General features: G+C 39.4%; 23 protein-coding genes and 2 pseudogenes. 22 read left to right on the top strand and 3 right to left on the bottom strand.

Annotated elements, in window-relative coordinates; genetic code table 11:
• Positions 1-15: 15 nt before the first annotated feature.
• From atpA to fabZ, 11 genes are all read left to right on the top strand, one after another.
• Entirely contained in the window at positions 16-1536 is a 1521-nt protein-coding gene (gene atpA / locus V514_RS0101200) for a F0F1 ATP synthase subunit alpha (protein WP_029497832.1), read from the top strand.
• Positions 1537-1580: 44 nt separating this feature from the next.
• Positions 1581-2435, top strand: a complete 855-nt coding sequence (gene atpG / locus V514_RS0101205; RefSeq protein ID WP_029497833.1) for an ATP synthase F1 subunit gamma — start codon at positions 1581-1583, stop codon at positions 2433-2435.
• 51 nt (positions 2436-2486) lie between these two features.
• Positions 2487-3911 carry a F0F1 ATP synthase subunit beta gene (gene atpD / locus V514_RS0101210; protein WP_029497834.1) on the top strand — a complete coding sequence of 475 codons (1425 nt, stop codon included), beginning with the start codon at positions 2487-2489 and terminating at the stop codon, positions 3909-3911.
• Positions 3912-3936: 25 nt separating this feature from the next.
• Positions 3937-4344, top strand: coding sequence for a F0F1 ATP synthase subunit epsilon (locus tag V514_RS0101215; protein WP_029497835.1), 408 nt, complete (start codon positions 3937-3939; stop codon positions 4342-4344).
• A 592-nt stretch (positions 4345-4936) separates the two neighbouring features.
• Positions 4937-5185: a DUF1146 family protein gene (locus tag V514_RS0101220; protein ID WP_029497836.1), complete on the top strand. Its 249-nt coding sequence runs from the start codon at positions 4937-4939 to the stop codon at positions 5183-5185.
• A 312-nt stretch (positions 5186-5497) separates the two neighbouring features.
• A complete protein-coding gene (gene murA / locus V514_RS0101225) occupies positions 5498-6805 on the top strand; it encodes a UDP-N-acetylglucosamine 1-carboxyvinyltransferase (protein ID WP_029497837.1) in 1308 nt (435 codons plus the stop codon).
• A 308-nt stretch (positions 6806-7113) separates the two neighbouring features.
• Positions 7114-8127, top strand: a complete 1014-nt coding sequence (gene mreB, locus V514_RS0101230) for a rod shape-determining protein MreB (RefSeq protein WP_029497838.1) — start codon at positions 7114-7116, stop codon at positions 8125-8127.
• Positions 8128-8146: 19 nt separating this feature from the next.
• Positions 8147-8983: a flagellar hook-basal body protein gene (locus V514_RS0101235; RefSeq protein ID WP_029497839.1), complete on the top strand. Its 837-nt coding sequence runs from the start codon at positions 8147-8149 to the stop codon at positions 8981-8983.
• Positions 8984-8996: 13 nt separating this feature from the next.
• Complete coding sequence (locus V514_RS0101240; RefSeq protein ID WP_029497840.1) at positions 8997-9848, top strand: flagellar hook-basal body protein; 852 nt, start codon at positions 8997-8999, stop codon at positions 9846-9848.
• 21 nt (positions 9849-9869) lie between these two features.
• Positions 9870-10148: a DNA-directed RNA polymerase subunit beta gene (locus V514_RS0101245; protein ID WP_029497842.1), complete on the top strand. Its 279-nt coding sequence runs from the start codon at positions 9870-9872 to the stop codon at positions 10146-10148.
• A gap of 54 nt (positions 10149-10202) precedes the next feature.
• Complete coding sequence (gene fabZ / locus V514_RS0101250) at positions 10203-10637, top strand: 3-hydroxyacyl-ACP dehydratase FabZ (RefSeq protein WP_029497843.1); 435 nt, start codon at positions 10203-10205, stop codon at positions 10635-10637.
• Between the two features lie 453 nt (positions 10638-11090).
• Here fabZ and V514_RS0101260 read toward each other — a convergent pair whose 3' ends face one another.
• Complete coding sequence (locus V514_RS0101260) at positions 11091-11519, bottom strand: YwpF family protein (protein ID WP_029497847.1); 429 nt, start codon at positions 11517-11519, stop codon at positions 11091-11093.
• A 179-nt stretch (positions 11520-11698) separates the two neighbouring features.
• Here V514_RS0101260 and V514_RS0101265 point away from each other — a divergent pair, with 179 nt between their 5' ends.
• Complete coding sequence (locus V514_RS0101265; RefSeq protein WP_035944094.1) at positions 11699-12109, top strand: single-stranded DNA-binding protein; 411 nt, start codon at positions 11699-11701, stop codon at positions 12107-12109.
• 39 nt (positions 12110-12148) lie between these two features.
• On the opposite strand, the gene V514_RS0101270 is transcribed toward V514_RS0101265, so the two are convergent.
• Both V514_RS0101270 and V514_RS0101275 read right to left on the bottom strand, forming a co-directional pair.
• The gene (locus V514_RS0101270) at positions 12149-14914 is read right to left on the bottom strand and encodes a DEAD/DEAH box helicase (protein WP_029497851.1); all 2766 of its coding nucleotides are present in this window, start codon (positions 14912-14914) and stop codon (positions 12149-12151) included.
• Positions 14911-16482: an SWIM zinc finger family protein gene (locus tag V514_RS0101275; RefSeq protein WP_029497852.1), complete on the bottom strand. Its 1572-nt coding sequence runs from the start codon at positions 16480-16482 to the stop codon at positions 14911-14913. The genes V514_RS0101270 and V514_RS0101275 overlap by 4 nt, the downstream gene beginning before the upstream one ends.
• Before the next feature lie 295 nt (positions 16483-16777).
• Here V514_RS0101275 and V514_RS18650 point away from each other — a divergent pair, with 295 nt between their 5' ends.
• From V514_RS18650 to tnpB, 10 genes and pseudogenes are all read left to right on the top strand, one after another.
• Entirely contained in the window at positions 16778-17224 is a 447-nt protein-coding gene (locus V514_RS18650; RefSeq protein WP_035944062.1) for a hypothetical protein, read from the top strand.
• Positions 17225-17317: 93 nt separating this feature from the next.
• Positions 17318-17440, top strand: a pseudogene (locus tag V514_RS20820) (helix-turn-helix domain-containing protein); the annotation flags it as partial.
• 15 nt (positions 17441-17455) lie between these two features.
• Positions 17456-17821: pseudogene (locus tag V514_RS19570) on the top strand (RNA-guided endonuclease InsQ/TnpB family protein); the annotation flags it as partial.
• 274 nt (positions 17822-18095) lie between these two features.
• Positions 18096-18923, top strand: a complete 828-nt coding sequence (locus V514_RS0101290) for a flagellin N-terminal helical domain-containing protein (protein ID WP_029497854.1) — start codon at positions 18096-18098, stop codon at positions 18921-18923.
• A gap of 378 nt (positions 18924-19301) precedes the next feature.
• Complete coding sequence (locus V514_RS0101295; protein WP_029497855.1) at positions 19302-20120, top strand: transporter substrate-binding domain-containing protein; 819 nt, start codon at positions 19302-19304, stop codon at positions 20118-20120.
• 95 nt (positions 20121-20215) lie between these two features.
• On the top strand, positions 20216-20881 hold the full coding sequence (locus V514_RS0101300; RefSeq protein ID WP_029497856.1) for an amino acid ABC transporter permease: 666 nt from the start codon (positions 20216-20218) through the stop codon (positions 20879-20881).
• A gap of 14 nt (positions 20882-20895) precedes the next feature.
• Positions 20896-21624 carry an amino acid ABC transporter ATP-binding protein gene (locus V514_RS0101305; RefSeq protein WP_029497857.1) on the top strand — a complete coding sequence of 243 codons (729 nt, stop codon included), beginning with the start codon at positions 20896-20898 and terminating at the stop codon, positions 21622-21624.
• A gap of 191 nt (positions 21625-21815) precedes the next feature.
• Positions 21816-22982, top strand: a complete 1167-nt coding sequence (locus V514_RS0101310) for an aminotransferase class I/II-fold pyridoxal phosphate-dependent enzyme (protein WP_029497859.1) — start codon at positions 21816-21818, stop codon at positions 22980-22982.
• Positions 22983-23213: 231 nt separating this feature from the next.
• A complete protein-coding gene (tnpA, locus tag V514_RS0101315; protein ID WP_029497860.1) occupies positions 23214-23618 on the top strand; it encodes an IS200/IS605 family transposase in 405 nt (134 codons plus the stop codon).
• A 15-nt stretch (positions 23619-23633) separates the two neighbouring features.
• Positions 23634-24770, top strand: coding sequence for an IS200/IS605 family element RNA-guided endonuclease TnpB (tnpB, locus tag V514_RS0101320; RefSeq protein ID WP_029497861.1), 1137 nt, complete (start codon positions 23634-23636; stop codon positions 24768-24770).
• The last annotated feature ends 226 nt before the right edge of the window (positions 24771-24996 follow it).

The following is a 24996-nucleotide window of genomic DNA, read 5'->3' on the forward strand; positions in this document are numbered from 1 at the left end:
TGAGAGGTGACAAACGTGGGCATCAAAGCTGAAGAAATCAGTGTACTTATTAAACAGCAGATGGAAAATTACCAATCTGAAATGCAAGTAAGCGAAGTAGGTACAATCATCACTGTTGGTGACGGTATCGCTCGTGTTCACGGTCTTGATAACGTTATGTCAGGCGAACTTTTAGAGTTCTCTACAGGCGTTCTTGGTATGGCACAAAACTTAGAAGCTAATAACGTAGGTATCGTTATTCTAGGTCCAAGTGATGGTATCAAAGAAGGCGACGAAGTAAAACGTACAGGCCGTATTATGGAAGTACCAGTTGGTGAAGAACTAATTGGTCGTGTTGTAAACACATTAGGTTTACCAGTTGATGGATTAGGTCCAATCAACACAACAAAAACTCGTCCTATCGAAAGTCCAGCTTTCGGTGTAATGGCTCGTAAGTCAGTAGACCAACCATTACAAACAGGTATCAAAGCAATCGATGCATTAGTTCCAATTGGCCGTGGTCAACGTGAATTAATCATCGGTGACCGTCAAGTAGGTAAAACATCTGTAGCAGTTGACTCAATCATCAACCAAGCTGACCAAGATGTAATTTGTATCTACGTTGCAATCGGTCAAAAAGAATCTACAGTTCGTAACTTAGTAGAAACTTTACGTGCACATGGTGCATTAGATTACACAATCGTTCTTACTGCGTCAGCATCTTCTCCATCTCCAATGTTATACCTAGCTCCTTATGCTGGTGTATCAATGGCTGAAGAATTAATGCTACAAGGTAAAGACGTATTAATCGTATATGATGATCTTTCTAAACAAGCGGCATCTTACCGTGAACTTTCATTATTATTACGTCGTCCTCCAGGTCGTGAAGCTTACCCTGGTGATGTATTCTACCTACACTCTCGTTTATTAGAACGTGCAGCTCGTCTTAACGAAAACTACGGCGGTGGTTCAATCACAGCTCTTCCATTCGTTGAAACTCAAGCTGGTGATATCGGTGCTTACATTCCAACAAACGTAATCTCAATCACAGATGGTCAAATCTTCTTACAATCTAACTTATTCAACTCTGGTGTACGCCCAGCGATCAACCCAGGTCTTTCTGTATCTCGTGTTGGTGGTTCTGCGCAAATCAAAGCAATGAAAAAAGTTGCCGGTACTTTACGTCTTGACTTAGCTCGTTTCCGCGAACTTGAGTCATTCGCACAATTCGGTTCAGATTTAGATGAAGCGACAGCTCGTAGCTTAGAACGTGGTAAACGTACTGTTGAAGTTTTAAAACAAGACTTAAACAAACCAATCCCAGTTCAAAAACAAGTTGCAATCATCTACGCATTAACTAAAGGATTCTTAGATGACATTCCGGTACAAGATATCGTACGTTTCGAAAAAGAATTCAACTTATGGTTAGATGCTAACGATGCAGGCCACAAAAACATTTTAGGTCAAATCAAAGATACGAAAGGTCTTCCAGCAGACGAAGATATGAAAGCTACTATTGAAGCATTCAAAAAAACTTTCGCTCGTTCAGCTGAATAATCTTTCTTGTGACTAACTTAAAATAATAAGGTGGTGAAATATCAATGGCAACATTACGTGAGGTCAAACAACGTATTAACTCTACGAAGTCTACTTCGAAGATCACGCAAGCGATGCATTTAGTATCATCTTCTAAGATGGCACGTGCAGAGCGTAACGCGAAAAAATACGTTCCATATATGAATAAAATTCAAGACGTAGTAGCTGCAATCGCTAATGGTACAGCTGCTTCTCACCCAATGTTAGTAGAACGCCCAGTTAAGAAGACTGCTTACATCGTAATCGCTTCTGACCGTGGCCTTGCTGGTGCTTTCAACACGAATTCAATTCGTAAAGCAATCACTGCAATGGAGGACCGTAACCAATCGAAAGATCAAGCGGTTATCTTCGCAGTAGGTCGTATGGCATCAGAGTTCTTCACGAAACAAGGTTATAACGTAGTCGATTCTGAAATCGGTTTACCAGACCAACCTGCTTTCGCTGACATTAAACGTATTGCTCGTACTGCTGTTGGTATGTTCACAGATGGTCAAATTGATGAAGTAGTAATGTGTTACGCGCATTTCGAAAATGCTGTGTCACAAGTGTTCATGGAACGCAAATTACTACCAATCACTGATATCGCACCAGCTACTACAAATGCTTCTTACGAATTCGAGCCATCAGGCGAAGAAATCTTAGAAGTATTACTTCCACAATATGCGGAAAGCTTAGTATACGGTGCATTATTAGATGCGAAAGCTAGTGAACATGCTGCACGTATGACAGCAATGAAAAACGCAACAGACAACGCAAAAGAATTAATTAATGACTTAACAGTATTGTATAACCGTGCGCGTCAAGCGGCGATTACGCAAGAAATTACAGAAATCGTTGCAGGTGCAGCTGCCTTAGAATAGGCTTTCACCTTGCATTGATCCCTGTAGATTTTGATAGGAGGGAAACGCATAATGAACACAGGACACGTTCTTCAAATTATGGGTGCCGTAGTCGACGTACAATTCGGCGAAGGTACACTACCAGAAATTTATAACGCGCTAACTGTAGAAATTAAAAAACCTAACGAAGAACCTACTATTCTTACATTAGAAGTAGCTCTTCATTTAGGTGACAACGCTGTCCGCACGATCGCAATGGCATCAACTGATGGCTTACGTCGTGGTGCAGTCGTAACTGACTCAGGTGCTGCAATCTCAGTACCAGTAGGTGAAGAAACTCTAGGCCGCGTATTTAACGTACTAGGCGATCCAATCGATTTAGAAGCAGGTAAAGAACCAGTACCAGCTTCAGTTCGTCGCGATCCAATTCACCGCGAAGCTCCAAAATTCGATGAATTATCTACTTCTGTAGAAATTCTTGAAACAGGTATTAAAGTAGTCGATTTATTAGCTCCTTACATCAAAGGTGGTAAAGTCGGTCTATTCGGTGGTGCCGGTGTAGGTAAAACCGTTTTAATCCAAGAATTAATCAACAACATCGCCAAAGGTCACGGCGGTATCTCAGTATTCGCTGGTGTTGGTGAACGTACTCGTGAAGGTAATGACCTTTACTACGAAATGACTGACGCAGGCGTAATTACTAAAACTGCAATGGTATTCGGTCAAATGAATGAGCCACCAGGTGCTCGTATGCGTGTAGCACTTTCTGGTCTTACAATGGCTGAATACTTCCGTGATGAAATGGGACAAGACGTACTTCTATTCATAGATAACATCTTCCGTTTCACTCAAGCGGGTTCTGAGGTTTCTGCATTATTAGGTCGTATGCCTTCTGCTGTAGGTTACCAACCAACTCTTGCAACTGAAATGGGTAAATTACAAGAACGTATCACTTCTACTAACAAAGGTTCTGTTACTTCTATTCAAGCGGTATATGTACCAGCCGATGACTACACTGACCCGGCTCCAGCTACAACATTCGCTCACTTAGACTCAACAACTAACCTTGAACGTAAATTATCTGAAATGGGTATCTACCCTGCGGTTGACCCATTAGCATCAACTTCTCGTGCATTAGCACCTGAAATCGTTGGTCAAGAACATTACGACGTAGCGCGTAAAGTTCAATCAACATTACAACGTTACAACGAGTTACAAGATATCATCGCTATCTTAGGTATGGATGAATTATCTGATGATGATAAAGTATTAGTTGGCCGCGCACGCCGTATCCAATTCTTCTTATCTCAAAACTTCCACGTAGCAGAACAATTCACTGGTCAAAAAGGTTCTCTTGTTCCAGTAAAAGATACTATTCAAGGTTTCAAAGAAATTCTTGAAGGTAAATACGATAAATTCCCTGAAGAAGCTTTCCACTTAGTTGGCGGCATCGACGACGTTATCGAAAAAGCTAAAGGCTTAGGCGTAACACTTTAATCAAAGGGACTAGGAGGAAGAAAATATGAAGACCACTGTAGTCAACATTGTCACTCCTGACGGTCCAGTATACGATTCAGCAGCTGCAATGGTAAGCGTTCGTGCTACTTCTGGGGAAATGGGTATCTTACCAGGACACATTCCTACTGTAGCACCACTTGCTATTGGTATTGTACGCGTGAAAACTGCGGACAATAAGACTGAATTAGTAGCAGTTACTGGCGGTTTTGTAGAAATCCGCCCTGAACAAGTTACAATTCTATCTCCTTCTGCTGAAGTTGCCGAAGATATTGACCTTGCTCGTGCGAAAGAAGCACTTAAACGTGCAGAACAACGCCTACAAGCGAAAAAAGACGGCATCGATGTTAAGCGCGCCGAGTTAGCTCTTAACCGCGCGATTAATCGTATCAACGTTAAAGAGGGTAACATTTAAGCTCTGTGCTTACTATATAAAACGAGTAGATTTCCGGCCGGGATCTACTCGTTTTTTTAATTGCAAAGATACGGCGATTTTAGCGGATATGCATAGCTCTAAAAAGCCATATTGAAAAAGGATGGTCGCTGTTGACTCATATGGCAAGTCATTGTTTTGGACGCTGTTAGCCAGACACGATTACGCGATACGGACGTAAAGAGCTAAGCTATGATAACGTCAAAGCTGTCGTGTTAAACGTGCATATAAATAAGAAGAAAGCCTATTTTTCTAAGTAAACAGTCTTAAACATCGACTCATTAAGAATGCTGAAAATGAATTATATCGAACAACCCTTTTCAGTAAATAATGAAATTCTATTTATGTATGAAAATGGATAGTATGAAAAAATTTCTCGTTTCACTTTTTCTGAAAAGAAAGTGGCGTAATATTGTTATCTATGCGAGCCTTTCCGTCGAAAAATCGACACAAATAAACTAGAATATAATAATAGAAGAAACACCAAAAAAACTCGACTAAGTCTTAAGGCGGAAGTAGTCGAGTTTCTATATTTTTTAAATAGGTATTCGTAATGAAAGGAAGGTTAATTTTAATGGGTGAAGTGTCTACATTGATTGGGCAAAACGCACTGTTTAGTTTATTGTCACATATCTTTTTTATGGGAATCACATTTTATGGATTGCAAAGTTTAATGTATAGCCAAATTTTTAAAAAAAATCATGTTTTCCAAACGCAACTTATTTTAGTATTACTTAGTATTGCAATTGGAGGGGCGGCATCGAGGGTTTTCCTGGAATTTACAGGGTGGGCTAGACAACTAAGTTATTTATTTTCTTCGTAATTTTTTGCGTTCTTATAATAGAAATCCACGTGAAAAATTTTTTCATCCCAGATAAATGAGTATTGTTAATAGGACGTGAATAATTTACTATTTCCCAGGGAATAATATGATGGAAGTAGGCATGCGTAATAGATTTATGTTAAAATTTATTATGGCTAATTGAATTTAGTGTTTTGGATGCTTGTCAATCCTTAGAAAACCATGTATTATTATATGTGTTTTGCTACTAATAATTGACAACAGACATTAATAATTAACAATGAATAGATGATGAAAATTTTTTTGATATAAATACATTCGGAGGGACAAAAAGTGGAAAAAATCGTTGTAAAAGGCGGCAATGTTTTAAACGGTACAGTACGAGTAGAAGGCGCTAAAAACGCTGTACTACCAGTGCTTGCTGCAACATTACTGGCATCAGAAGGACAAAACGTAATCAAAAATGTACCAAACTTATCAGACGTGTATACAATCGATGAAGTGTTAAAAAGTTTAAATGCAGATTTAACATACGATCCAAAAACAAATATCGTCAATATCGATGCATCACGCGACATTAACTCGGAGGCACAATTTGAGTTTGTGCGCAAAATGCGTGCGTCAATCCTAGTAATGGGTCCACTATTAGCTCGTAACGGCTTTGCTCGCGTAGCAATGCCAGGCGGCTGTGCAATTGGCTCTCGTCCAATCGACATCCACTTAAAAGGCTTCGAACAAATGGGCGCAACGATTACAATGGGACATGGCTATGTAGAAGCAACTACAGATGGTCGTTTAAAAGGCGCTAAAATCTATATGGATTTCCCTTCAGTTGGCGCAACTGAAAACTTAATGACAGCAGCAGCGCTGGCAGAAGGTACAACAGTCATTGAAAATGCAGCGCGCGAACCAGAAATCGTCGACCTTGCAAACTTTATCAATGAAATGGGTGGTAAAGTAGTCGGTGCAGGTACAGATAAAATTCGTATCGAAGGTGTAGAAACATTATACGGTACAACACATAGCATCATTCCTGACCGTATTGAAGCTGGTACATTCATGGTAGCAGCAGCAATCACAGGTGGCGATGTGATCGTTGAAAATGCAGAAGTTGAGCATATGACAGCTTTAGTAGCGAAAATGCGTGAAATGGGCGTTGAAATTATAGAACTTGAAGATGGTGGCGTTCGCGTTCGCGCAACACATCCATTAAAAGCGACAGATGTAAAAACAATCCCACATCCAGGTTTCCCAACAGATATGCAATCGCAAATGATGTCATTAATGTTAGTGGCGCAAGGCAGCAGCATGGTAACAGAAACAGTATTCGAAAATCGTTTCATGCACGTTGAAGAATTCCGTCGTATGAATGCAAATGCAAAAATCGATGGTCGTTCAGTTGTCATTGAAGGTCCTACGCAATTACAAGGCGCAGAAGTAGCAGCAACTGACTTACGTGCAGCAGCGGCTCTTATCCTTGCAGGTCTTGTAGCAGAGGGTGTAACACGCGTTTCTGAATTAAAACACTTAGATCGTGGTTATGTAGATTTCCACGGCAAATTAAAAGCATTAGGTGCAGATATTGAACGTATCGACACTGAAACAGAAACAACAGACGCAAAAGAACTTCAAAAGGCTTAGTATTGCTATTATTTGATTTTATTTTAATGGTCTGAGAAGGATTGAAAGAGAGTAGGGTTATTCCTGCTCTCTTTTTCATATGGCTTAAGTCTTGAGAGGTGTACCTACACATAATATGAGGGGGATATATTAGGGCTAATGCCTTATTGTAGTGTGATCGTTTTCGTAGAGAAGGCTCACAAATTTCACTAAATATACTCTATATTCGTCTTTATTTCCTATGTTACACTTAAAGAAGGTACATATGAAATTTACGCTTTTTTCACTAAATATCTACTATATAACGACATGGAAGGGGAAACATGGGGATGTTTTCAAATGATATCGGAATTGATTTAGGGACGGCGAACGTATTAGTTTATGTAAAAGGACAAGGGGTCGTATTAAATGAACCTTCTGTAGTGGCATTGGATCAAAAATCAAAAAAAGTGTTAGCTGTCGGCGAAGAAGCCAGGCTGATGGTTGGGCGCACACCCGGCAGCATCATTGCGGTGCGACCGTTAGAAGACGGTGTCATTGCAGATTTTGATACAACAGAAGCGATGCTGACGCATTTTATTAGCTCATTAAATTTAGGGGGTCGCTGGTCAAAGCGCCCACGTATTTTAATTTGCTGTCCGTCAGATGTGACGTCAGTTGAGCAAAAAGCTATTCGTGAGGCGGCGCAAAAAGCTGGCGGCGCAAATATTTTTTTAGAAGAAGAGCCTAAAGTAGCAGCAGTCGGTGCAGGAATGGACATTTTCCAACCATATGGCAATATGGTTATTGATATTGGTGGAGGAACATCGGATATTGCTGTGTTATCACTCGGCGGCGTTGTCACGGCACAATCGCTAAAAGTTGCAGGAAATACATTCGATGTAGATATTGCAGAATATGTAAAAAAACATCATAAATTATTAATTGGTGAACATACGGCAGAGCGTATTAAAATCGAAGTAGGTACGGTAGTAAAAGGGCTTCGCCAAGAAGAAACTGATATTCGCGGACGTGATATGATTAACGGTTTACCACGTTCAGTAACCATTACGTCTGATGAAATATATGAGGCATTAAAAGAATCTGTACATCAAATTGTACAAGGAGCTAAAAATGTCCTTGAAAAAACACCACCAGAATTGTCAGCGGATATTATTGACCGCGGTGTGATGCTGACAGGCGGTGGCGCATTATTGTATGGTTTAGCACAATTATTAACAGATGAATTACTCGTGCCGGTATTCGTTGCCGAAAATGCGATGAGTTGCGTAGCAGATGGTACGGGAATTTTACTAGAAAATATAGATAAAATAGCAACTAGCAAAAAATTGGTTGGAGTATAAGAAGGAGTGACTTGGAACGATGTTTAAAGGGGTTTACACAGCTACAACAGGAATGATTGCACAACAACGTCGCACAGAAATGTTATCAAATAACATTGCGAATGCATCGACCCCTGGTTATAAAGCAGATCAATCAACCGTGCGTGCATTTCCGAATATGTTGTTATCAGCAATCGAAAAAAATGGCAAGGCCAATTTACAAAATGGTTTTAATCCAATGGCAGCACAAAAAATCGGTACAATCGGGACTGGCGTTTATATGCAGGAGACGATTCCGGATTATACGCAAGGCCAATTAGTCGAAACAGGTCTAAAATCAGATGTCGCATTAGTTGATGAATATTTACCAGTTCGAGGCGATGATGACCGTACAGGTGGGCTATATTTCCGTCTACAAACAGACGGCGCAGAAGCGTATACTAGAAATGGGAACTTTACCGTTGATAGCGAAGGCTCGCTTGTGACAACAGGTGGCAACTATGTGTTGTCAACAACAGGTGAACCAATTCAAGTGACATCCGATGATTATACGATTACCGAAGATGGTCGTGTGTTAGAAAATAATGAACTTATTGCGCAACTTGACGTCGCCTATGTAGAGGACCCTGATACGTTAATTAAACAAGATAATGGGTTATACTATAGTGAGGACGGTAATGACTTAGCATCAGCTTATGATGATAATGACGTTGCTTTCTCGATGCGACAAGGATATATCGAACAATCGAATGTTGATGCAGGTTCTACGATGACGGAAATGATGTCAGCCTATCGCTCATTTGAAGCGAATCAAAAGATGTTGCAAGCTTATGACCGTAGTATGGATAAAGCGGTTAATGAGATTGGAAAGGTATAGGGGGCAGACATAAATGGTTAATCGCACGATGTTTTCAGCAGCAAACACGATGTCGCAATTACAATCGAAACTTGATATTATTGGGAATAACTTGGCGAATACAAATACGTCAGGATATAAAGCTAAGAATGCTACATTTGGTGAGTTATTATATCAACAATTTAACAACGATAAAGCCGACAATGCGCCTCGTCAGACCGCTTTAGGTGTTCGTATTGGGGTTGGTGCACAAATCGCACAAACACAGCTCGTAACGAAGCAAGGAAGCCTACAAACGACGGATCGCTTTTTAGATTTTGCGTTTACCGATGAAAATCTTTTCTTTAATGTACAAATGAACAACCATCAACTAAATGGCGAACCAGAACAAATCGTCTGGACGCGACAAGGGGACTTCCAATTATCAGTAAATGATGATGGTACGTCCAACTTAGTTGATGAAAATGGTAGCTATGTGCTTGATGCAGATGGCAATCCAATTCAGTTCCGCGGTGAATTAGAGGACGTTCGCATGGACAATAATGGCGTCATGCAAGTAGCGTATAAAGATGGCGGAACGGAACGAATTGCATTTGGCGTAACGAAAATCAATCGTCCAGAAGTTTTATCACATTTATCAGGCACGTATTTTACATTGCCTGAAAATGCTGTAGATTTAGATTTAAATATTGACGAGATATTAGAAGATTTAGTTGGCAATAATCGTAATCAAATTGCGCTTGAAAATGGCATGTTAGAACAATCAAATGTTGATATGTCGAAAGAGATGAGCGATTTAATGCAGACACAACGCTCGTATCAATTTAATGCTCGTACCGTTTCGATGGCGGACCAAATGATGGGACTTGTTAATAGCATTCGATAACAGAATAAAGGAGTTATTTGAATGACAGAAGAAACAAAACAGACGCGTATGCAAAAACGTCAAAATCGCAACGTAAAAAAAGAACAACCACAAGACGTATTGACGGAACAACCTATCGTCACAATGAATTTTACATCGTGGATTTTGCGTATTATTATCGTCGTTGTATTATTTTTAATCGTCGCGATTATTGGCGCGATGATTGGCTACGGCGGCATTGGTAATGGCAATCCCGTACAAGTGTTAAATCCAGCAACATGGTCGCACATCTTTGATATCATGAATGGTAAAACAGAGTAGTTATGGTATACTATTAGTATCAGGTAATAATTTTTACTAGGAGGATACTAATCTATGTTAAACGCAACAGAAATTCAAGCAATTTTACCGCATCGCTACCCATTTTTACTCGTAGATCGCATTACGGAAATGGAAGAGGGTGTACGCGCTGTCGGTTTAAAAAATGTCTCCGTTAACGAACCATTTTTCCAAGGGCATTTCCCGGGTTATCCAGTTATGCCAGGTGTGTTAATCGTTGAGGCACTTGCGCAAGTAGGTGGCGTTGCGCTACTTTCTAAAGATGAATTTAAAGGGCATTTAGCCTTTTTAACAGGAATTGATAATGCGCGTTTCAAACGCCAAGTAACTCCTGGGGACCAATTAAAAATGGAAGTTGAATTTACGAGACTTCGCCGCCAAATGGGGAAAGGTCACGCTGTTGCGACAGTTGACGGGGAACTCGTTTGTGAATGTGATATTTTATTTGCAATTGGACCAAAAGCAGATTAAAAAGCGAAAAACACTTTCAGCGTATAAAAACGTTGGAAGTGTTTTTTTGATGGGCAAAAAAACAAACGTATTCATACGAACAAAAGGAAAGCCATTGAATGAAATGATAGATGCATACGTATCAGCAAGCAGTTAAAGAAAAGGCGTTATCATGAGCATGTCTTGTAAAGGCAAGCCCGCTGATAACGCCATCATGGAAACGTTTTATGTTGAAGGGATTTTGACAACGTTAAACGACCTTTCCTCAGTTGTGTACCGAAAAAAGATAGTTAAACAAGAATTTGACGGCGACTTTTCGGGGAATAGCATGAGCGGAAGACCCCGCAGTGAGCTTGCGAGCGAGGAGGCTTCCATCATGCCCTAGGAAAGCGTCCGTCAAATTCAGCTAAAAAGAACTGTCTTTTTCACTGTCCCATTTTTGTGAGTCAATTCCCTAGGGCTAGCCTTCTTTTTTTACGCCTTAATGCGTGGACGACGTTTCATATCGCGTGCAAAATGCGTTAGTAATTCTTCGCCGGTAAGGCCGCTGTTTACTAGATGAGCAAGTAGCAATTCCGCATACTGCTGTCGATTTTGCGTTTTTAGCGTCCCTTTAAAGAGAATCGACATCCGGCCATCGCTCGTTTTTTCCATGCCCTGTACGAGAACGCGGAACGAAGCGGGCTCATTGTCTGGGTATGAAATGACCGCACGTGCTTCTAAAATCGTGTCGGTACCAATATACATTTGGAAATCATCGCCATAGCTTGCATCAACAAAAATTTCGAGCACCCATGATTGATGGCTGCTTTCTTGATTAATAATAATGCCATCTTCTAACGGATATTTTTTAAAACCATCGTGTTGAAACACTTCAAAAGACATCAGCTTAAACGTTTTCATATGATTCATCGCCTTTCGTGTAGAGAGTATTAGTAAAAGTATACCATATGCGATATTTGAGAAAACAATATCGATTAACGGCTAAAAGGGGGGCGTATTTAAGAAATCAATTGTCAAAGTGTATTATTTCTCAGTTATGGCGATTACGATATTTAGCACAATGCCTGTATAGTAAGCGCATGGAGGTGATTCAACTGAATCAAGTTGCGTGTGTTGGCCGTACAACAAAGGATTTGGAAGTACGCTATGTTGGCGAAAAACAGCAGCCCGTAGCGCGTTTTACGCTTGCTGTAAATCGTCATTTTAAAAATAACCAAGGAATGATTGAAGCAGATTTTTTAACATGTACAATTTGGGGCAAAGCGGCGGAAAATATGCAAAAATATTGCGGCAAAGGCTCGCTTGTAAGTATTACTGGGCGCCTGCAAAGCAGCTCGTATATTAACAAGCAAGAAGAGCGCGTCTATACGACGGAAATTATTGTGACGGATGTGCGTTTTTTATCATCGAAAAAAACTGCCACAGGTGCACTATTACCAGATGCCGAGCTACTGTCACATTTTACAGCGCCTGGCGATGTACTCGTTTAAAAAAAGAGGCTCCTTGTCATAACAGGGAGCCTCTAACTATTAAAATGAAAAACTTAATAAATCTTGCAGTTCTTTATCATTTAATTCCGTAATCCAATTGCTCGATTGAATCAATTGTTCCGATAATGCTTGCTTTTCGGTTAATAAGGCATCGATTTTTTCTTCGATTGTACCAGTTGTCATAAACTTATGCACGTGGACAAATTGCGTTTGACCGATGCGGTATGCGCGGTCTGTTGCTTGATTTTCAACGGCTGGATTCCACCAACGATCGGCATGTAGTACATGACTCGCGGCTGTTAAGTTTAATCCTGTACCGCCAGCTTTTAGCGATAGAATAAAAATAGGGAAGTCGCCGCGTTGGAAAGCTTCGACAAAGTGGTCGCGCTGTTGTTTTGGCATGCTTCCTGTTAGGAATGGCACATCGATATCATAAAGTTCTGAGAAGCAGTGTTGCATTAAGTGACCCATGCCAATGTATTGCGTAAAGATTAAGCATTGCTCGCCATTTTGAACGATTTCTGCACCGAGTGATACGAGACGTTCCAACTTTTCTGAGCGATGAATCATCTCTTCAGCATTATCAAATGGTTCTTTCAAATAAAGTGCAGGGTGATTACACAATTGCTTTAATTTGCCGAGCATTTTTAAAATTAAGCCTTTGCGCTCAAAGCCTGACAATGTTTCAAGTTTATGCAATGTTTCTTGAATATAACTTTCATACAGTACGGCTTGTTCTTCAGTTAATGGGCAATATTCACGTTGCTCAATTTTATCTGGTAAGTTAAGGCGTAGCTCAGGGTCCTGTTTTGTACGGCGCAATAAGAATGGTTGAATTTTACGGCGCAGCTGCTCTTTCACTTCATCGCTCTGGTCGCGTTCAATGGGTGCGATAAATTGCTCTTGGAAGCGTGAAAAACTTCCGAGATACCCTTTGTAAATAAAGTCGAAAATAGCCCATAATTCAGAAAGGCGGTTTTCAACTGGTGTCCCTGTTAACGCAATGTGATGTGCACCGCGTAAGCGACGGATTGCTTTTGATTGTTTCGTATTCATATTTTTAATATTTTGCGCTTCATCTAGCGTGACATTTGCCCAAGCTATATCTTCCAACATATCGATGTCTTGCGTTACGGTACCATATGTTGTCAAAATAATTTGGATATTGTCGCGTTCGATTGTTTGCAACAAGTCTTGTTCTTTTAAACGTTTTGCCCCGTAATGTAAATACGTATTAAGCGATGGTGCAAAGCGTTCCAATTCTTTTTGCCAGTTGCCAAGTACCGATGTTGGACAAATGATTAACGTTGGCTCAGTAGCATTTTCATAGACGTGCAATAAATAGGAAATGAGTTGAATCGTTTTGCCAAGCCCCATATCATCGGCGAGTACGGCACCAAATTTTTGCTCGCGCATAAAGACAAGCCAATCAAAGCCGATTTGTTGGTACGGTCGCAATTCTGCCTGTAATGTTTTCGGCAACGGAATTTCTGGTAGCCCTTGCTTATCGACAATTTTTTGCATGTAATCTTTTAATGAACGCTGCAATTCAAACTGCAACACAGGGTCATCTAAATAGTCCTCTTCTTCGATTTCAAGCGGAATTGTCATCTCTTGCCCAATATCTTTAAACAATAAATCGCGCACAGTCCAATTTTCATGTTCTGCTTTTTCCATCAGTTGACGAATTTCTTGCATCCAGGCAGCATCGACACGAATCCATTCTGTACCCGCGCGGATAAATTCGCGATTTTCAGCGACCATTTTTTCAAAATCGTCAATGCTAATGTCATGTCCATCGAGTGACAGCTTCCAATTGAACGTTAAAATTTCATCTAAACCGGCTGCAGATTTATAGTTAGATGCACTAGACGCACTCGCTTGTACTTTCATACGCGATTCCTTTAATTCTTTCAACCAACCGGGTAACACAATTTCAAAACCGAGCGCTTGTAAATAAATAAAGTCACTGCGCAAAAATTCACGTACATCGGCATCTGCTAATGTGACATGAAGGAAGCGTTCTTTTGATAAATTTTCACCGTATGGTTTTGCTTGCAGTAATTTCAGCATTTGTGCCTGGAGGTTATATACTTGCGTGCTATAGTCCGCCCACTTACTCGGTATTGCACGTTCAATCGTCAGCGCTTGTTTACTCGTAGGAACAGCCCAATAGCTTGCTGATTTTTTCGCACGTAACACCGTTTCAAGCGTCCATTCACTCGCACCTTCTTCAGGTTCACTCAGACGTAACGCAACAACAAGCGTATCATCAATTTGTTTGTCTTGAAGTGGCCAACCACCATCTCTGAATAATGGCATAAGCGCTTCTAAATCATCAAAGCGCAAGCCTTCATCAACGAGTTTTTGCGTTAATGCAAGCTCCAGCAGATGGTTAATTTCTTTATCGTCAAGCGTTACGTTAAGCTGGTCGCCTTCTACTTTTACATGGTCCCAAAGTGAGTCGCTGTACCAATAGTTACCGGCGCGTTTTGCCGCATCTAATACATCTTGGTCATGCAGTCTTTTGCCAACATAGCTTGCAAATGGGTGAAGTTGCTTAGGTGAAAAGAGCTCAATCATTTCTAATGGTGATAATAAAATGGAATCTTCAGTTGTATTTGCTGTTAAACCAAAAAAGCCACGCTCATAACGGAAATATAAAAATGGTACCCAATCCTCTGCTTTTAGTGCTGTACCAGATGAAGCATCATATGCTGATAGGGAATATACATGATTAAATTCGGCAATCTCTACCATAAATGACTTTAAAAACGTTTCGGGCACATGCTTTGTCATTGTCATAGCATTAAGTTTCCTTTCTCGATCTCTTCTTGTAAGGCGCGCAAACGCTTATAACTTTGTTTTAACGTCGTTACATAATCATTCCAAAATTCATTTTTTGCCGATTTTTTCGCGGCCGTTTTCATCTTTTTCCATACGCGTACAGCTTGTTTGTAATGCTGGCGCGATTTTTGATTCACTTCATTCATTGCGAGCGTATGATAGAGTGGCAACAACGCCTCTGGTTTTTGGTCCAACATATCACGCAAGCCGCATAGTTCTAAGTAGCTAAGTGATGAAGGGAAGCGTTGATGCAGCGCAGACCATTCGATATAGCGCTGTTTTTTAATCAAATAATGCGAATACGGCTGAATGCCATACATACCTGATGAGGCAAATAATAATTCATTCTCATCATCGCTTAAGTTTACTTGTTTGCATAACTCGTTAAATTCACTGACAAACGTAGAGCGATAGCGCGTTGCTAGCCATTCATTAATAAAGGAATCGATGTGAATAAGCATCGCGCGAACAATCATCGAAAGCATCTCGTCATAGCCATTGCGATTAGCAAAATGAGCTAAGTCTATCCAGACAAGCAGTTGCTTCGATTCAATGGACTCAAGCATTTTTGTAAAATCATCACGCTTATCGAGCATAATATAAAACATCGCATATACTGCATTACTGTCGACATCATTTGCAATATGACGCTCACGTTGAAGTGTTAGAAGTTCTGTTTCGCGTGCGCGCTTATCTTGGAACATTGATTCCCAAAATAACGTATAAATATTTAAACGCTCATCAAAATAGCCTTCTTGATGTAGTAAGAAGTAGTTTACGACTTGTTGCAAACTTTCATAAAATGGATCCAGCGCAAAAAGGCGCGATTTATTCGCACATTGGCGAATAAATTCTTTGATTTTTTCGGCTTCGTGTTCAATAAAATTAATATAAAATGAGCGAGAAGCTTCTGCTGCGGTGTTCAAATGTTTCCACGTATGCGATAAAAGCGAAATATGCGTAAATAATTGATACATACTACTCCACTCACGTTCAAGTGGCGTATAGCGGAAAATTTGTTGCTGCATATCTGAAAAAATACTTTCTAATAAATAGGGATTCAGTTTTTGCTGGTTGTATAAGTTTTGGCGATACACTTGCTGTACAAGTTTTAACCAAGCTTCAGGTGTCCGTTCTTCATTTAATAGACGTAGCTGGACACTTTTTTTATTGCGGAAGTCTTCTAGCCATTGCGATAAAGAGTCAACATATTGATAGAGTGTAAACATGGCCGCTAATTGATGGCGGCATGGCTTGTTCGTTGGGCAGTCGCATGACAATTTGTCCTCGTTTACGACAATCGTTACGGTTGGTGTGCCAGCATCTTGCACTGCAAATTGCATGCGTCCTAATTCCGCACGAAAACTACGTAATTTCACATAATTATGACGTGCTAAAAAAGCTGCACGTCGAACTGTTTCCTCATGTTGTTCATTTGAGGAATCGAGTTCAAGGCTAAGCTCTAGCATTTTATTGCGTAAAAAATCTTCATATAAATGAGCGATTTCTGAAACGTTTGTATTCATATTTATATCCCGTCCTCAAAAAAAATCTTTCTCTCCATTATATGCCGATTCATGTAATGCGTAAATGTTTTCGATTGAAACAACATTTCTTCTAGTCAAAATGTTGTATTTAAATCATAATATGTGTGAAAAGCTGTAAATGGTGGTATTATATAAGTAGTCGGAATATTGCGATAAGACAGCGCGTTACGTTCCTCATGATTCTTCCTCGGTTCTTATTGCAAACTCGACCGATTAATAGGACTCCGTTAGCGTTAAGGATTATGAATTTCCTTGTTAAAAGGAGGGGAACGTCATGTTACAAATCCGTCGAATCGAACCGTTTTATACAAAACGCGTAGGGGATCGTTTAAAACTCGTGTTTGCTTATCAATATTTCTCTGTATTAAAAGATGACGAGTTGTTTAACTTTATTCCAGTCGAAGGAAAAGAGATTATCATTAACCTCAAGACGCTACAGGTCGAAAACCTATCTGATGTTTTCGTATTTCAACGTGGTAGCCGTTTCATCCGCCTACCGTTATATCAATTACTGCTTGTCTCAAACATTCATGATCATCTTCAAAAAATCTTGGATGACTTAGAATTGAAAAAAGAGCAGAAAGAGGCGCGTGCAGCAGCTCATTCCGAATTTGAAGTACTGTTTACAGAAATGGAAGACCAAAACCGTCTCAATTTAATTGACGTAGCGCTCGATCGTCGGGATAAAGGTTTATTTGATGAATTAACCAACATGCGTTAAAGGAGTAATAAAAAAGTAGACAAAAAAATAGACAAATGGGTATATATGTATAAGATGATATCTCGTTAAAATCAGGTAAAAGGATGCTAAGAAATGAAGCGGGCTTATAAGCTGGAAATAAAACCAACTGACCGGCAAAGTGAAAAACTTATCAGAACCTTTGGCGTTTGTCGTTATGTCTATAACATGTATATTGCAACGAATCGTTTCAATTACGAAGAAGGTAGAAACTACCAGAAGAACATTGTGAATGTATTGGTAAAAACCAAACCAACATTCATTACATTAGAAGATTTAAATGTTCGAGGTATGATGAAAAACAGACATTTATCAAAAGCGATTGCAAAACAAGGATTCTTCCATTTTAGAACAAAATTACAGATGAAATGTGAAGAGTATGGAATTGAATTACGACTTGTGAATCGTTTTTATACTAGTTCTAAGTTATGTAGCTGTTGTGGGCATAAAAAGGTAGATTTAACACTGAAAAATAGGGTTTATGAATGTGTAAACTGCCATGCAGTGCTAGACCGAGATTTAAACGCTTCTATCAATTTAAAACAAGCTACACAATATGAATTGTTAGTGTCCGTTTAAATGAATAGAGTACGGTGGGCTACATCGGAATTGAAGCCTGTGGAGAGTGATACGAAACGTTAGTAGGGATACGTGCCGAGGACGCATTCTAAGAAGCAGGAAAAAGCTAGATGTATACTTTTGTATATGTTTTTAGTAGCAGCGGGTCGACATTTTAAAACGTCACAGTAGTCAATAACAGGCATCTATGTTGAGCTAAACACAGGTGCCTGCTTTTTTTGTCGAAAAAAAAGTTGCTATACCGATAATAATAGTAGAGGGGGGGGAACGCTTTATGAGGATTGGTGCATGGCATAGTCAAGGAATGAATATATGGGGCAATATGAATCGTCAATGGAATGCAGCGTCGAAAGCACTTGAGCGATTATCGACAGGTTACCGTATTAATCGTGCGGGTGATGACCCAGCTGGACTCGCAATTTCTGAAAAAATGCGCGCACAAATTAATGGACTCAATATGGCATCAAAGAACATACAGGACGGTATATCGATGGTTCAAACAGCAGAAGGGGCGCTTAATGAAACACATTCAATGTTACAACGTATGCGTGAACTATCGGTGCAATCTGCTAACGATACGTTGACAGATGATGACCGCGCATTAATTGAAGTGGAATTTCAGGAGCTTAAAAAAGAAGTGACGCGCATTTCTACCGATACAGAATTTAATACACGCAAATTGTTAAATGGTGATAACGCAACAACGCCGTTAAAAATTCAAGTTGGTGCAAATGCTGGGCAAACGATTGATTTGACGATGAACGATATGAGTGCCGATGCGATTGGACTTACAGATGCCTCGATTGCGACACGTGACGAGGCAGAATCGGCGCTGTCCACATTAGATGAAGCTATTAAAAAAGTTTCAATGGAACGTGCGCAAATGGGTGCCTATCAAAATCGCATGGAGCATGCCTACAATGTCAACGTGAATACGGCTGAAAATCTGACTGCGGCAGAATCGCGTATTCGTGATGCAGACATTGCGAAGGAAATGATGAATTTCACAAAGGCGAGTATATTACAGCAGGCAGCACAGTATGCGATGGCGATGCATATGCAAACAGCGCAAGGGATGCTGCAACTGTTAAAAATGAATTAGTGGACAGAAAAATGCTTTTGGAAGTGACTATTTTTGCAAAAGTATTTTTTAATTGCATATTGTGTACGAATAAAATAAGATAAAAGTGTATAAATATACATTGGAAAGTATTTTATTTAACTAATAACAGTAAAAAGTTCAAAAAAATGGCGTTAAAACAACGTTTGATAGCGAGAAATGCCAAAATCAATGTGCATATATATGCTGTTATATATGCGTATTTTATTCATAAAGTCTGTATATTACTTAAGAATATTGAATAATATACTCATTTAGATGTAATAATGTTAATTTTTATGTAGACAAATGAATAAAAATAAACTATAATTTATTTATAATAAATATTCGAAAACAAATTCCGAGAGGGGATAGCAAAACATGAAAAAATGGTTAGCAGCATTCTTATTAGTCGTCGTGACTGCAGCACTTGCAGCTTGCGGTAGTAGCGATGATGAAAAAAGTGGTTCATCAACAGTAGATAAAGTAAAAGAACAAAAAACATTAGTAATTGGTACAAATGCAGGTTATTATCCGTTTGAAATGTTCGATAAAGAAGGCGAAATGATTGGTTACGATGTAGACGTAGCAAATGCAATTGCCGAAAAAATGGGTGCAAAATTAGAAGTAAAACAACTTGGTTTTGATTCATTAATTCCAGCATTACAAGCAAATAAAGTAGATTTAGTCTTAGCAGGTATGACAATTACAGACGAACGTAAAAATGCAGTAGACTTTGCGGACTCATACTATACAACTGGTCAAGCAATCATGGTAGAAAAAGGTAGCACAGCAAAAACACTTGCAGATATCGATAAAAAGGGTAATAAAATCGCTGTTCAAATTGGGACAACTGGTGCGATCGTTGCAAAAGAAAAAGTAAAAAATGCAACAGTTCAAGAATTTGAAGATTTCCCAACAGCAGCACTTGCAGCACAACAAGGTAAAGTAGCTGGCGTTATTTATGACGAACCAGCGATTCAAGTTTATGCTTTGGAAAACAAAGGCAAAGTTAAAAAATTCGACGAGCTATTAGCAACAGATGAATTAGGTATCGCAGTGAAAAAAGGCGATGAAGAGACGCTTAAATTCATCAATGATTTCTTAAAAGAATACAAAGGCTCTGAACAAGAAAAAGAACTAAAAGCAAAATGGTTTGATAGCAATGACTGGTTAAACTCTGTAGACCAACCGAAATAACAGCACGACCGTATTACCGTTTCACCCAATACAAAGAGGCGAAGGGTTTAGACCCAGCCTCTTTCTTTTCGTTTTATTATTAGGAGGTTAATGTAATGTTAAATTATGATTTTGACTGGAGTGTAGTGGCCGACAACTGGGATGTCCTCATGTACGGCGCATGGCTCACAATTAAAATCTCAGCTATTGCCCTGTTGCTGAGCTTACCAATCGGTATTATTTTTGGTCTAGGACGTATTGCGAAAAACCCTGTCATTCGCTTTATTTCTGGGGCTTATGTAGAAATTATGCGTGGTGTACCACTATTAGTTTTATTAATGTGGATTTTCTTCGGTTTAGGACAAGTGTTAAACTTAGATACTTATTGGGCTTCAATTATCGGTTTAGCAACGTTTAATGGTGCATTCTTAGCGGAAATTTTCCGTGCGGGTGTGCAAGCTGTACCAAAAGGCCAAATGGAAGCGGCGCGTGCGAGTGGGATGACACATCTTCAAGCAATGCGCTTCATCATCTTACCGCAAGCTGTACGTCGTATTATGCCGCCATCTGCTTCGCAATTTATTATGTTAATTAAAGACTCATCTTTAGTGTCCGTAATCGGTGGTATCGATTTAACATTACGCGCGAAGAGTCTTGTTGCGAGTTCATTCCGTGCGCTTGAAGTATGGACAGCAGTAGCAGTTATTTACTTCGTTATTACATTCGCTTTATCCTTAATTATTCGTTACTTCGAAAAACGTATGATGGATAAAGAGCAGTAGGAGGGCAATTATTTATGATTTCAATTAAAAACGTCAATAAAAGCTATGGTGATCACCATGTGCTTACAGATATTCATTTAGAAGTACCAAAATCAAACGTAGTGGCATTAATTGGTCCAAGTGGTGCTGGTAAATCAACGCTTATTCGTACGATTAATGCACTTGAAACAATCGATAGTGGCGAAATTATTGTTAATGGTATTTCGATCCACGACAAAAAAACAAACATCAATAAGGCACGTACAAATATTGGCTTCGTATTCCAAAGCTTTAATCTATATCCTTTCAAAACGGCACTTGAAAATGTCACAATGGCGCCAATGAAAGTAAAGGGTCTATCGAAGGAAGCGGCGGAAAAACGCGGGAAGGAATTATTAACTCAGCTTGGCTTAGGTGATAAATTCGACGCGTACCCAGGTCGTCTATCAGGTGGTCAGCAGCAGCGTGTCGCGATTGCGCGTGCGGTTGCGATGGACCCAGAAGTTATGCTATTTGATGAACCAACATCAGCGCTTGACCCAGAGATGGTAAAAGAAGTGCTTGATGCGATTCGTAGCTTAGCAAATGATGGTATGACAATGGTCGTTGTCACGCATGAGATGGGCTTTGCAAAGGAAATTTGTAACGATATCGTCTTTATGGCGGAAGGTAAAATTGTTGAAGTAGCACCACCATCAGAATTCTTTACAGCACCAAAAACAGAGCGTGCACAAGAATTTTTAAAAGCAGTATTAAATCATTAATCTATGAAAAAAGGGTACTGCTTACTAGCAGGCCTTTTTTTGTGGCTTAAATTTGGCATTTAGAACAATGCAACTTGACAGAATGAAGTATTTGTATTTCTCTTTACGTCATATAACTGTATAATAAGTACAAATTCAAAAATGTGTGTAAAAACACATTATTTATAAGAAAAAGAAGGAATGATTGACTTATGTCATTAACATTAAATACCGAAGCAACACAACTTCGTATCTCTGGAATTCGTGAATTTTCAAATCAACTAATAGATTATCCAAATGCACTAAATTTAACAATTGGCCAACCTGATTTTCCAACACCTGAAGCAGTGAAGCAAGCCGGTATCCGAGCGATTGAGGAAAACAAAACATCGTATTCACCGAATGCCGGTTTGCTTGAATTGCGTCAAGTGACGGCGGCGTATTTCAATGAGCGCTATCATTGTAATTACAATGAACATGAAGTGCTCGTAACAAATGGTGCAACACAAGCGATTGATGCTGTACTGCGCACAATTATTGAGCCGGGCGATGAAATTATTGTGTCTGCACCAATGTATGCAGGTTATGTGCCGATGATTGAGTATGCAAAAGCAAAACCTGTATTATTAGATATTACCGAAACAAATTTTGAACCTGAAGTTGAAGCATTAAAAGCATTGATTACACCAAAAACAAAAGCGATTTTCTTTAACTTCCCATCAAATCCAACGGGGGCGACAGTTAGTCCACAACGTATGGATGAGTTGGCGGCATTTTTAGCGGAGCAAGCTATTTATTTAATCTCCGATGAAATTTATAGCGAAATCACTTTTGAAGGGGAATACCGTTCATTTGGTAGCTACCCAGCATTAAAAGACAAGCTATTTTTAATTTCAGGCTTATCAAAATCACATTCAATGACAGGCTGGCGCATTGGCTTTATTTTAGCACCACAAGCATTGACGGATATTACGGTGAAAGTAAATGCCTTTAATATTTTATGTGCAGCAGTGCCGAGCCAATATGCGGCAATTGAAGCGTTAACAAGTTCAAAAGATGCACCAATTGCAATGACCGCATCTTACAAAGAGCGCCGAGACTATATTTATAGTCGCTTAGTAGACATGGGGCTTGAAGTGCATAAACCAAACGGTGCATTTTACATTTTCCCTTCTATTAAACAATTTGGCATGACGTCCCATGAATTTGCGACGCGTTTATTAAAAGAAGCGGACGTTTGCGTTGTACCGGGTGCTGTATTTGCGGCAGAAGGTTATTTACGCATCACGTATGCTTATGCATTTGAAACATTAGTCGAAGCAATGGACCGTATGCAAGCGTTTGTAGCAAAAGTGCGTGATGAACAAGCAACAAAATAGTTAGCGCAACCCTAGTAGCTACTTAGACGTTCTAAATGTGAAGAAAACGCCTTCAAAATGTATTTCAACTGTATAACAATACGGATGTTTCTATCAAAGGTGAGCAGAGGACGCCCACCTCAAGGAGTGTAGCGAGTAGGTGGGTGGTGAATGCTACAAGGCATTAAGTTTTGACTGTAAATCAGCTTTATTGTATAATCAGTGTTATAAACAAGAAAGGCTGATACAACAATGATTTTAGATAGTAATAATCATTCAGTGTTCTCATTGCACTATCACTTAGTTTTAGTCGTCAAATACCGAAAAAAAGTATTTAATGATGAGAAATCAAATTACTCAAAAAATATTTTTGAAAGAATAGGAAGCAACTACAACATATCTTTAATCGAATGGCACCATGATAAAGACCATGTTCACATTTTATTTAAAGCACACCCTAATACCGAACTTTCAAAATTCATCAATGCGTATAAATCCGCAAGCTCACGATTAATAAAACGAGATTTTCCAGAAATCAAACAGCAATTATGGCAAGGAATGTTTTGGTCTAAAAGTTACTGTCTCATAACAACTGGCGGTGCATCGATAGAAACGATTAAAAAATATATTCAGTCTCAAGGACAAAATAATGATTAGAAAGAGGTGACTGTTATGCCACATAAAGCGTATAAATTCCGTATCTACCCAAATAAAGACCAGCAAGCGCTTATTCATCAAACACATGGACATTGTCGTTTTGTCTATAACCATTTCCTTGAACGTTGGAATACTTCTTATGAAGAAGAAGGAAAAGGGTTGAATCGTTCCATCATGTCTAAAATGCTCACAAAGATGAAAAAACAAGATGATACGGCATGGTTACGCAATGTAGATAGTGTGGCGTTACAAGCCTCTTATGAAAATTTAATGGATGCTTTTAAACGTTTTTTCAAAGGACAAAATAAGTATCCTCGTTTCAAAAGTAAAAAGAACCTTGTTCAAAGCTATACAACGAAGAACAGCCATAACTGTATTGCGATTATCGGCAATACAATCAAATTACCAAAATTAGGACTGATGAAATTTGCGAAGTCGCGTGACATCGAAGGCCGTATACTGAAAGCAACAATCAAATATAATGCAAGTGGCAAATTCTACGTGTCGCTTTTGTGTGAAGTACCCGACTTCAAGCCTTTGCCTAAAACAAACCAATCTGTTGGGATAGATTTAGGCATCACTGACTTCGCGATTCTTTCCGATGGGCGTAAAGTGGATAACCAACGCTTTACAGCCAAAATGGAGCAGAAGTTAAAACGTGAGCAGCGCAAATTATCCCGTCGCTACGAGCAAGCGAAAAAAGAGGGTCGTGATTTACGTGCGTGCATGAACTATCAAAAGCAACGTCGTAGAGTGGCTCGTTTGCGTGAGCGTGTCGCGTTTCAACGAGAAGATTTTTTGAATAAACTGTCAACGGAATTGATTCGTCACTATGACGTCATCTGTCTTGAAGACTTAAATACAAAAGGTATGATGAAAAATCATAAGTTGGCAAAAGCAATAGCGGATGTGTCATGGTCTGAATTTGTGACCAAGCTGAAATATAAAGCGCAATGGCTCGATAGAAAAATTGTCGAAATCGATAGATTCTACCCATCGAGCCAAATTTGTCATGTATGTGGTCATCGAGATGGCAAGAAAACATTGGATATTCGTCAATGGACTTGTCCATCTTGTGGTACGTTATTAGACCGCGATATTAACGCAAGTAAGAATATACTAACTGGAGGATTAAGAATCTTACGTCAATAAATGTAAGAGCCGCGGGAATTGCGGTGCTAGCCTACTAAAAAAGTGAAGCCACTGTTTCAAGTAAATAGAAATAAGCAAGCACTGTTCGTAGGAATCTCCCACTTCAAGCAACGTTCGAAGAACGGCTAAGTGGGGGTAGTTCAAGTTTTTGAAAGGTATTTATGATATTCTTACTTTTAGAGATAAATTCCAAAAATAATAATAAATTAATTTTATAATCAACGAG

The sequence above is a fragment of the Kurthia huakuii LAM0618 genome (genome assembly GCF_000505545.1).
In the GTDB taxonomy this organism is placed as follows: Bacteria; Bacillota; Bacilli; order Bacillales_A; family Planococcaceae; genus Kurthia; species Kurthia huakuii.